At 61.9% G+C, this 9,373-nt stretch carries 9 protein-coding genes and 1 pseudogene; 8 read left to right on the top strand and 2 right to left on the bottom strand.

The window, feature by feature from the left end:
- From DID98_RS25225 to DID98_RS25215, 3 genes and pseudogenes are all read left to right on the top strand, one after another.
- Positions 1-180: pseudogene (locus DID98_RS25225) on the top strand (electron transfer flavoprotein subunit alpha/FixB family protein); the annotation flags it as partial.
- Positions 181-206: 26 nt separating this feature from the next.
- On the top strand, positions 207-1,286 hold the full coding sequence (gene hppD, locus DID98_RS25220) for a 4-hydroxyphenylpyruvate dioxygenase (protein ID WP_124522676.1): 1,080 nt from the start codon (positions 207-209) through the stop codon (positions 1,284-1,286).
- Positions 1,287-1,422: 136 nt separating this feature from the next.
- The gene (locus tag DID98_RS25215; protein WP_124522675.1) at positions 1,423-2,412 is read left to right on the top strand and encodes a dienelactone hydrolase family protein; all 990 of its coding nucleotides are present in this window, start codon (positions 1,423-1,425) and stop codon (positions 2,410-2,412) included.
- Between the two features lie 180 nt (positions 2,413-2,592).
- Here DID98_RS25215 and DID98_RS25210 read toward each other — a convergent pair whose 3' ends face one another.
- Entirely contained in the window at positions 2,593-3,486 is an 894-nt protein-coding gene (locus tag DID98_RS25210) for a LysR family transcriptional regulator (RefSeq protein WP_124522674.1), read from the bottom strand.
- 108 nt (positions 3,487-3,594) lie between these two features.
- Between DID98_RS25210 and DID98_RS25205 the strand changes: the two genes are divergently transcribed.
- Positions 3,595-4,638 carry an MBL fold metallo-hydrolase gene (locus DID98_RS25205; RefSeq protein ID WP_260426290.1) on the top strand — a complete coding sequence of 348 codons (1,044 nt, stop codon included), beginning with the start codon at positions 3,595-3,597 and terminating at the stop codon, positions 4,636-4,638.
- A gap of 126 nt (positions 4,639-4,764) precedes the next feature.
- On the opposite strand, the gene DID98_RS25200 is transcribed toward DID98_RS25205, so the two are convergent.
- Positions 4,765-5,811 (bottom strand): GlxA family transcriptional regulator, encoded by a 1,047-nt coding sequence (locus tag DID98_RS25200; RefSeq protein ID WP_124522673.1) that lies wholly within the window; start codon positions 5,809-5,811, stop codon positions 4,765-4,767.
- 120 nt (positions 5,812-5,931) lie between these two features.
- Here DID98_RS25200 and DID98_RS25195 point away from each other — a divergent pair, with 120 nt between their 5' ends.
- The 4 genes from DID98_RS25195 to tsaD all read left to right on the top strand — a co-directional run bounded on the left by DID98_RS25195 (position 5,932) and on the right by tsaD (position 9,257).
- Positions 5,932-6,762 carry an alpha/beta fold hydrolase gene (locus DID98_RS25195; RefSeq protein ID WP_124522671.1) on the top strand — a complete coding sequence of 277 codons (831 nt, stop codon included), beginning with the start codon at positions 5,932-5,934 and terminating at the stop codon, positions 6,760-6,762.
- Between the two features lie 51 nt (positions 6,763-6,813).
- Positions 6,814-7,458, top strand: a complete 645-nt coding sequence (locus DID98_RS25190) for an FMN-dependent NADH-azoreductase (protein WP_124522669.1) — start codon at positions 6,814-6,816, stop codon at positions 7,456-7,458.
- 12 nt (positions 7,459-7,470) lie between these two features.
- Positions 7,471-7,779, top strand: a complete 309-nt coding sequence (locus DID98_RS25185; RefSeq protein ID WP_124522667.1) for a YciI family protein — start codon at positions 7,471-7,473, stop codon at positions 7,777-7,779.
- A gap of 437 nt (positions 7,780-8,216) precedes the next feature.
- Complete coding sequence (tsaD, locus tag DID98_RS25180; protein WP_044845274.1) at positions 8,217-9,257, top strand: tRNA (adenosine(37)-N6)-threonylcarbamoyltransferase complex transferase subunit TsaD; 1,041 nt, start codon at positions 8,217-8,219, stop codon at positions 9,255-9,257.
- The last annotated feature ends 116 nt before the right edge of the window (positions 9,258-9,373 follow it).

Below are 9,373 nucleotides of genomic sequence, written 5' to 3'. Positions count from 1 at the left end.
GCGGTCGGCATCTCGGGTGCGATCCAGCATCTGGCCGGCATGAAGGATTCGAAGGTGATCGTCGCGATCAACAAGGAGCCGGAAGCACCGATCTTCAGCGTGGCCGACTACGGCCTCGTCGGCGATCTGTTCGCGCTCGTGCCGGAGCTCGTCGGCGAACTCGGCAGTAATGCGGCCTGACCCTGTGCATTCCGTGGAGAACCACAATGACTGACCTTTTTGAGAACCCAATGGGACTGATGGGATTCGAGTTTGTCGAATTCGCGTCCCCTCTTCCTGGCACCCTCGAACCCGTTTTCGAGAAACTCGGTTTCACGCTGGTTGCGCACCATCGTTCGAAAGACGTGTTGCTGTACCGACAAGGCGATATCAATTTCATCGTCAACCGGCAGCCACAAAGCCAGGCTGCGTACTTCGCTGCTGAGCACGGTCCGAGCGCCTGCGGGATGGCGTTCCGCGTCCGCGATGCCCACCGTGCCTACGATCGCGCCCTTGCAATGGGCGCCCAGCCCGTCGACATTCCGACTGGGCCGATGGAACTGCGGCTCCCCGCGATTCGCGGCATCGGCGGCGCACCGATCTACCTGATCGACCGGTTCGAAGATGGCCAGTCCATCTACGACATCGACTTTTCGTTCATCGAAGGCGTTGACCGACATCCGGTCGGGCACGGTTTGACGCGCATCGATCATCTGACGCACAACGTCTACCGCGGCCGAATGGCGCACTGGGCCGGATTCTACGAGAAGCTCTTCAACTTCCGCGAGATTCGCTACTTCGATATACAGGGCGAGTACACGGGCCTCGCTTCGCGGGCGATGACAGCGCCTGACGGCAAAATTCGCATCCCGCTCAACGAGGAATCGTCGCGCGGCAGCGGACAGATCGAGGAATTCTTGATGCAGTTCAACGGCGAAGGAATACAGCATATCGCCCTCGCTACGGATAACCTCGTGGACACGATCGACCGGTTGCAGTTCGCCGGTGTGCCGTTGATGACCGCGCCCAACGATTTCTACTACGACGCGCTGGAAGCGCGATTGCCGGGGCATGGCCAGCCGGTCGACCAACTGAAAACGCGCGGCATCCTGCTGGACGGCAGCACGGCAGATGAAAAGCCACGCCTGTTGCTGCAGATCTTCTCTCAAACGCTGCTCGGGCCCGTGTTTTTCGAGTTCATTCAGCGACAAGGCGACGACGGTTTCGGCGAAGGCAACTTCAAGGCTTTGTTCCAGTCACTCGAACGCGATCAAATCGCGCGGGGCACGCTGCAAACCGGACATTGACGACATCGAGCGCGGGCGGCGCCGAGCGTTTGTCTCGGGCTGCCCGGCCGGCGATACGCGACCGCCACGGAGTAATCAAAAGAATCGGGCGCTTGAGGCAGCGCAGCCGTCAGCCCGTCATCCTGGAGACGCATCAATGAAGCTCATCAAAGCGCTGCTCGTCGCCGCGCTATGGATTGCCGCGCAGTGTGCACACGCACGAAGCAGTTCCGACATGGCCGCCCACGTCGAGGTCCACCAGATTTCCTCACTCACCCTCACCGACAGTCAGATGCTGACCGGCAACAAGAATGGAAAGGCCGTGACGGTAGCCGGCATCCTGCGCCTCGCGAAGCACACGGGAAGACAGCCGGTAGTGGTGCTGATTCATGGTTCGAGCGGAATGGGTGCGAACATCGAAATGTGGGAGCGCACGTTCAACGAGAACGGTATCGGGACATTCGCAATCGATGGATTCACCGGCCGCGGGATCAGGTCCACCAGCCAGGATCAGTCGCAGCTTGGTCGGCTGAACCTCGTTCTCGACGCATATCGGGCGCTGGACCTGCTCTCGCACGATTCCCGCGTCGATCCGGACAAGATCATGCTGATGGGCTTTTCGAGAGGTGGACAGGCAACGCTCTACGCCGCCATGACGCGACTCAATCGCCTGTGGAATACGTCTGGTGTTCGCTTTCGTGCCTATATGCCCTTCTATCCCGACTGCATGACCCGTTATCGCGACGACACCGACGTCAACGGGCCAATCCGCGAATTCCATGGGGCAGACGACGATTACGACCCTGCGCCGGCCTGTGCCGCATACTTCGAGCGGCTGCAACAGGCCGGCAAAGACGCCACCATGACGGTTTTTCCGCACGCATCGCATGCGTTCGACATGCCGTACGCGATGCCCACTGTCGTCGTAAAGGGCGCGCAAACGGTACGGGCGTGCCGTATCGTCGAAAACGAAAGCGGCGAACTGATGAACGAGGCCACCGGTTCACCCTTTTCCTTTCACGACGATTGCGTTCAGACCGACCCCCACGTTGGAGGCAATGCGCAGGCGCGCGACGCGGCAATCGTCGACGTGATGGCGTATCTCAAGACAGTGCTGGGTAGCGGCGGCGACGCGCCGGGCAACTAGCCCGTCGTCGCGGCAATCAGGCTCGCCGCGGCGTCAATGGCGGCCACCTCGCATGCTTTGGGGGCGTCAGGCTTCTTACGTTCCGCCAGTTTGACAACTGGTCTGTCGGGCAAACGAATTTGTCATTCTGGCAAGCACGGAATTCACAACGCGCGGAAGACTGCCGGCCACTGAAGAATGTCAGTGCTGAGTGCGCAGTCGGTCAACCAGCAAGCGGAACGCTGCAGAATTGTTCTTTCTGGTTGGGTAATAGAGATGGTAGCCGGAAAAGGGTGAACACCAATCCTCGAGAAGACGGACGAGACGACCATCGCGAATCATCGGGGCAGCATGGTCTTCGACGAGGCAGGCAACACCCTGCCCGTCCACCGCAGCCGCCAGGATCATGTCCGGGTCATCGAAAGTCAAAGGTCCTTCAACGCGCACTTTCATTTCCTGTCGGCCTTTTTTGAATTGCCAGGCATAAAGCGCCCCTGAGCCGGGCAGGCGAAAATTGATGCAGGCGTGCTGGGCCAACTGATGGGGATGGGTAGGTATGCCGCGTTGGGCAACGTAGCCGGGCGTGGCCACGATCGCCAGGCGGAGGTCAGGTCCGATTTTTACCGCAACCATGTTTGGCGCCACCAGTTCCCCAAGCCTGATACCGGCATCGAATCGATCGTCCGCGAGGTCTCGGAAAGCCGCGTCAATGTTCACCTCGACTTGTATGTCCGGGTAGTCTCTGACGAATTTCTGCAGCACAGGCCATAACACGCTAACCGCGGCATGCCGCGGAGTAGTGATGCGGAGAGTGCCCCGGGGGCTTTCCCGTAGAGAGCCGACAGTACCAAGTGTCAGGTCAATGGCTTCGAAAGCCGGCTTCAGTCCCTGCAAGAAGGTTTCGCCTGCCGGAGTCAACGCGACGCTCCGTGTCGTGCGCGTCAGAAGACGAACACCGAGCCGCGTTTCAAGCCGCCGCAAAGTGTGGCTTAGAGCGGACTGCGACGTCAGCAGGCGCGCTGCGGCGCGCGTGAAACTCCTTTCCTCTGCAACAGCGACGAAGGCATTCAGGTCGATTAGGTCATCTCGGTTCATGTGTTTCCCGCCCCGGTTTCATGATTTGCCAATATAACTGTTTTACTTATTTATATCTGCAATTCAATGGTGTAAACCCGCAAAATGAGGGTGTTCAAGACATAACAGATGACGAGCGATATTCCCCGCACATCGTCTGGTCTCCAAACCACCACGGACGTAACAGCCATGACAAATCATTCGCGTCGAACTTTCCTCGCAGGAACCGCAGCAGCCGCAGTCGCGACGCTGGCGCCGGGGAAATACGCAACGGCTCGCGAGGCTTCATCGCCGGCCATGACCGCACCCATACCCGGAGTATTCCAGCGGACTGTCGGGAAGATCGAGATGCTCTCCGTCTCCGATGGCGCCAACAGCTTTCCGCGTCGAGAAAACTTCGTCTCGAATGTTCCGCCAGCGGACGTCGTCCGCGCACTGCAGGCGGCTCGTTTGCCGACAGACACCATTACGCTAACGTTCACCCCCGTCGTCCTCAAGACTAATGGGCGCGTGATCGTAATTGATACCGGGCTCGGGGAAGCGGCCTTCAGACAGAGCAACGGCGTCGGCGGACAGTTCCATACCAACCTTGAAGCGGCCGGCTACGATGCGGCCGCAGTCGACAGGGTATTGATCTCGCATTTCCATGCCGATCACATTGGTGGACTGGTGACAGCAGATGGCCGCGCGGCATTTCCGAATTCCGAAATCTGGGTACCTGCTGCCGAATACGCGTTTTGGCTGAACGACGCAAACATGGCTCGAGCGGAATCGGAAGCCACAATGGCGAATTTCCAGCGTGCACGCCGCATATTCGGAATTCTCGGCGACTCAGTCAGAACATTCGAGCCGGACACAGAGGTTGCACCGGGCGTCACGTCCATGGCCACACACGGTCACACGCCGGGACATACGTCCTTCGTCGTCGAATCTGGCGCCGATAAGGTGGTCATTCAAGGCGACGTGACCACACATCCAGCGCTATTCATCCGCCATCCGCACTGGCACGGAGCCACGGACATGGATCCTGAGATGGCACAGCAAGCACGAATCAAACTGTATGACCGGGCCGTAGCGGAAGGGATGCTCATTCAAGGATTCCACTTTCCATTTCCGGCTTTGGGCCACTTGGCGCGAGAACAGGACGGCTATCGATTGATTCCTATTGGCTAAGGTGCGCGCACGCGCGCGACGCAGCGGTCGCCGACGTAATGGCTTACTTGAGGACAGGGATGCGCAACGTCAGCGAGGTTCCAGTCGAATAGCGCCGCCATCGTTGCAGACACGACAGCCACGGCGTCAATCGCCGCTGGCCTCGAGTGCGTGGGGACTGGGTAGACGCCTGACGTTCCGCCCATCTGACCAGCGCCTGTAGTCGGCTGGCGTCATGCCGGTGAGTTGGCTGAAGGCACGCCGAAACGACGTTTCCTCACTGTAGCCGCATTGCAGTGCTACCTGCTTAATGCTTGCTCCAGGCCGCTCGAGCAACACGCAAGCCATTTCGATCCGCACGCGGGTAATGAACCCTTTGGGTGACTCGTCGGTCAAGCGCTTCAGCCGCCGGTGCAGTGTCCGTTCACTGAGACTCAGCGCGCTCGCCAGCGCTTCAGCGGTCAATCCAGGGCTGGCATGGCGAACGATCTGCTCTGCTTGCAGAAGCAGCGGGTCGGTGGCGTTGACGAACCCACGTGGCGCATAAACCAGTTGCGGCAGCGGCAAGCTGTCGGCCACGGAGATATCTGCGGCGAGACGGGCCACATCGGGCCCTGCCTCGCGCCTGATCACGTGCAAGGCCAGATCCACCCAGGACAGCGGACCGCCTGTCGTCACGATCCGATCCTGCTCTTCCACTGCCGTGCCCCACACCGCGCGTGCCTTGGGAAACCGCTGCCTGAACGCATGGTGGAGCCACCACGTGGTCGTACAGCGCCTGCCGTTCAGCAAGCCGGCCTCTCCGAGCACGAAGGTACCTGCACACGCAGCGCCCACCAGCGCACCGGCCTGATGACGCTCTTGCAGCCACGTTGCCGCGTGGCCGATCGATGCGGATACAGGGGGTAGCCGGTCCGGCCCCAGTGCCATACCGGTGACAAGCGCCACGTCGCATTGCGTTAATTCCCGAAACGAGGCATCGATCGGAATCAGCCGGCCCTGCGGATCGCGCAGGCCCTTCCCATCCGCGCTTGCGATGACGGTCTCGAAGGTTGGGAGGGCTCGGCCGGGCAGGTCATATGACGCTTCGGCAGGCGGTGCGCGTAACGCCTGCTCCGTCATCCAGAACAGATCGGCAAGGCCGCTAATGGCGGAGAGCAGGCTGCCTTCGACTGCAACGATTCCTATGCGCACGGCGCGCTCCGTGTCTCAGGGGGGTGGCGAATTTTGCATGAATGTTGGCGAGTTTGCCACCTGCAACGGTTCACTGAAGCCGGATAAATTTGGCACGTCCCCTCAACGATTCGCTTTCACATGAAATTCCCATTCCTTCACGACTGTCCGGTCTCGCTCTTTCAGAGACGCGCGCGCCGTCGGTCCGCATGGTTCAGCCGACTGGTTGCTGCCGTAGCCTTCACGGCGACGCTGACGACGGCTCATGCGGCAGCGACTGCGGCGCCGGCTGTGCGCAACATTGTCCTCGTGCATGGCGCCTTTGCGGACGGATCAAGTTGGAGCCACGTGATCGTCAGGCTACAGCGCATGGGTTACCGCGTCACTGCTGTGCAAAACCCTCTCACTTCGCTCGCAGACGACGTTGCCGCCACCGAAAGCGTCCTGCATCGGCAAACCGGCGACGTACTGCTGGTGGGCCACTCCTGGGCCGGCGCGGTCGTCACGCAGGCCGGCAACGCTGCCAATGTGAAAGGCCTGGTCTATCTGTCCGCGCTGGTACCGGACGACGGCGAGTCCGTCGCCGACCTTCTGCAACGCCTCCACGCGCCGATGACCGGCCTCGCACCGGACGCCCACGGGCTGATCTGGCTCGACGATGCGCGAGCGTTTCAGCACGTCATGGCGGCGGACATTCCGCTCGAACAGGCTCGCGTCCTGGCATCGGTTCAACAGCCTGTCGCGGCGGCCTGCTTCACCGGGAAGATCCAGCACGCGGCCTGGCACGACAAGCCTGTCTGGTATCTGCGAACCACCAACGACAATGCGCTGAAGCCCGCCGTGCAGCAAGCCATTGCGCAGCACATCGGGGCAACGGTCAGGTCGATTCGCTCCAGCCACATGTCGATGCTATCTCACCCGGACGAGGTCGCGAGGCTGATCGATCTGGCCGCCCGGAAGGCATCGCAATGAATTCCAGCGCGTTTCGACGCGCTTCACTCCTCCCCTGACAGGCAGGCTTCAATGAATATCCTTCATCTCGATTCGAGCATGCTCGGCAACAGTTCCATCACGCGAGAGCTGTCCGCGGCCGTGGCAGCTGTTCTCCGGGCGCAGCATCCATCGGCGCATGTGACGTATCGTGATCTCGTCCGTGACGAAATCCGGCATCTCAGCGGCCCAATCGCAGCAGGATTTCGCCAGATCGACGTCGGTGCTCTCGACGACGCCACCGCGCACGAACATGAGCTGTCCGAAGCACTCGTCAAGGAGTTTCTAGCGAGCGACGTCATTGTCGTCGGTGCGCCGATGTACAACTTTTCGGTACCGAGTCAGTTGAAAGCATGGCTTGATCGTGTGGCCCAGGCCGGGCGCACGTTCCGGTATACCGAAAACGGCCCGGTCGGCCTGGCGGGCGGCAAGCAGGTGATCGTAGCCTCGGCGCGCGGTGGGTTTTACGTGGAAGCGCCGCTCGCACACATGGATTTCCAGGAAAGCTACCTGCAGGCGTTCTTCGGTTTCCTGGGCATCACCGACGTCCGGTTCGTACGAGCAGAGGGGGCGTCGAAAGGTCAAGCTGCCCGGGACGAGGGCATCGCACTCGCCATGGCGTCCCTGACCGAGGTACTCGTCAACGTGCGCACGTCCGGTGAGCAAACCATCCAGTAACAGGGGTCGCTTATGCTGTTCGCCATCAAGCTCGGCTACGTCCGTCCCATCGAAGAAATCCAGGCGCATCTCGATGCTCACAAGGCATGGCTCGTCAGATACGCACAGGCGGGAAATATCCTTGCCGCGGGCCCGCTGCATGAAGAAAACGGCGGATTCGTGCTCGCGTATGCGGGCCAACCACGGGATATCGAGAAAATGATTGCCGAAGACCCATTCCATATTCACGGGCTGGCCACGTTCGATGCTCACTGCTGCGAACCTGCCATATGTGCGGCGGGTTTTCCTGCAAACTGGGCAGCAGGCGCCTGGTCGATATGATTGGCTCCGTTTTCGGCGCGTGTTCGCGCAGGCATCCAGATCAGCGCCGTAGGATCATATCCTGACGCTGACCAACGCATCGCCACAGCGCCATCTGCCAGATCATGCGCACGAGCCATGCCGACCTCGCCGCATCTAGGCTGTCAGGGCATCTCGATCCACCTAAGCGCTGATCAAACTAACCAGTCTGTGGAGCCTGCCAGGACCAAAACAGTATCGATGACTCAGATTCATGAACCGGCGTACCCGAGACTCCCTGACGGGCTGGAAGGGGCAGAACTGGAACAGTCTACACGCCCAGCGCGGCAGAGATTCGGCTCGTCTTCAGCTAGCGCGCCCGGGCCGCACCCGGCGGCGGCCGGCCATCGCCTGCTATAATTTCCGGCTACGTTTACCTTCCTGCGGCGCGCTCGATGCAGCGCGCCCCGCCCTGACCCATGCTCGTTCTCGGCATCGAAAGCTCCTGCGACGAAACCGGCCTCGCGCTCTACGACACGCAGCGCGGCCTGCTCGCGCACGCGCTCCATTCGCAGATCGCGATGCACCGCGAATACGGCGGCGTCGTGCCCGAGCTCGCGTCGCGCGACCACATCCGCCGCGCGCTGCCGCTACTCGAGGAAGTCATGGCGCAAAGCGGCACGCGCCGCGACGACATCGACGCGATCGCATTCACGCAAGGCCCCGGCCTCGCCGGCGCGCTGCTGGTCGGCGCGAGCATCGCGAACGCGCTCGCGCTCGCATGGAACAAGCCGACCGTCGGCATCCATCACCTCGAAGGCCACCTGCTGTCGCCGCTGCTCGTCGACGAACCGCCGCCGTTCCCGTTCATTGCGCTGCTGGTGTCGGGCGGCCACACGCAACTGATGCGCGTGACCGACGTCGGCGTGTACGAGACGCTCGGCGAGACGCTCGACGACGCGGCCGGCGAAGCGTTCGACAAGACGGCGAAGCTGATCGGCCTCGGCTATCCGGGCGGCCCGGAAGTGTCGAAGCTCGCGGAAACGGGTACGCCGGGCGCGGTCGTGCTGCCGCGCCCGATGCTGCATTCGGGCGATCTCGACTTCAGCTTCAGCGGCCTGAAGACGGCCGTGCTCACGCAGATGAAGAAGTTCGAAGCGGCGAAGCTGGAGGGCGTTGCGCTCGAGCGCGCGAAGGCCGATCTCGCGCGCGGCTTCGTCGACGCAGCCGTCGACGTGCTCGTCGCGAAATCGCTCGCCGCGCTCAAGAAGACGAAGCTCAAGCGCCTCGTGGTCGCGGGCGGCGTCGGTGCGAACCGCCAGTTGCGCGCGGCGCTGTCGGCCGCCGCGGCCAAGCGCGGCTTCGACGTGCACTACCCCGATCTCGCGCTCTGCACCGACAACGGCGCAATGATCGCGCTCGCCGGCGCACTGCGGCTCGGCCGCTGGCCCGAGCAGGCGAATGCGGACTACGCGTTCACGGTGAAGCCACGCTGGGATCTCGCGTCGCTCGCACGCTGAGTCGCGCGGCGCTGCGCAACGTCGCTCGCACACCCGCACGCGCCGGACGGAAAACGAGAAGGCCGCTCGATTCGAGCGGCCTTCTTCATTGCAGCGGCAAGTCGACGCAGCGCCGC

The sequence above is a fragment of the Burkholderia sp. Bp8984 genome, from assembly GCF_003853755.1.
Lineage (GTDB): Bacteria > Pseudomonadota > Gammaproteobacteria > Burkholderiales > Burkholderiaceae > Burkholderia.
This window is presented reverse-complemented; position numbering and strand designations above follow the sequence as displayed.

Bases quoted from the DNA above. Each gene is read 5' to 3' on its own strand.
- hppD (WP_124522676.1), top strand. From the start codon at position 207: ATGACTGACCTTTTTGAGAACCCAATGGGACTGATGGGATTCGAGTTT.
- DID98_RS25215 (WP_124522675.1), top strand. From the start codon at position 1,423: ATGAAGCTCATCAAAGCGCTGCTCGTCGCCGCGCTATGGATTGCCGCG.
- DID98_RS25210 (WP_124522674.1), bottom strand. From the start codon at position 3,486: ATGAACCGAGATGACCTAATCGACCTGAATGCCTTCGTCGCTGTTGCA.
- DID98_RS25205 (WP_260426290.1), top strand. From the start codon at position 3,595: ATGACGAGCGATATTCCCCGCACATCGTCTGGTCTCCAAACCACCACG.
- DID98_RS25195 (WP_124522671.1), top strand. From the start codon at position 5,932: ATGAAATTCCCATTCCTTCACGACTGTCCGGTCTCGCTCTTTCAGAGA.
- DID98_RS25190 (WP_124522669.1), top strand. From the start codon at position 6,814: ATGAATATCCTTCATCTCGATTCGAGCATGCTCGGCAACAGTTCCATC.
- DID98_RS25185 (WP_124522667.1), top strand. From the start codon at position 7,471: ATGCTGTTCGCCATCAAGCTCGGCTACGTCCGTCCCATCGAAGAAATC.
- tsaD (WP_044845274.1), top strand. From the start codon at position 8,217: ATGCTCGTTCTCGGCATCGAAAGCTCCTGCGACGAAACCGGCCTCGCG.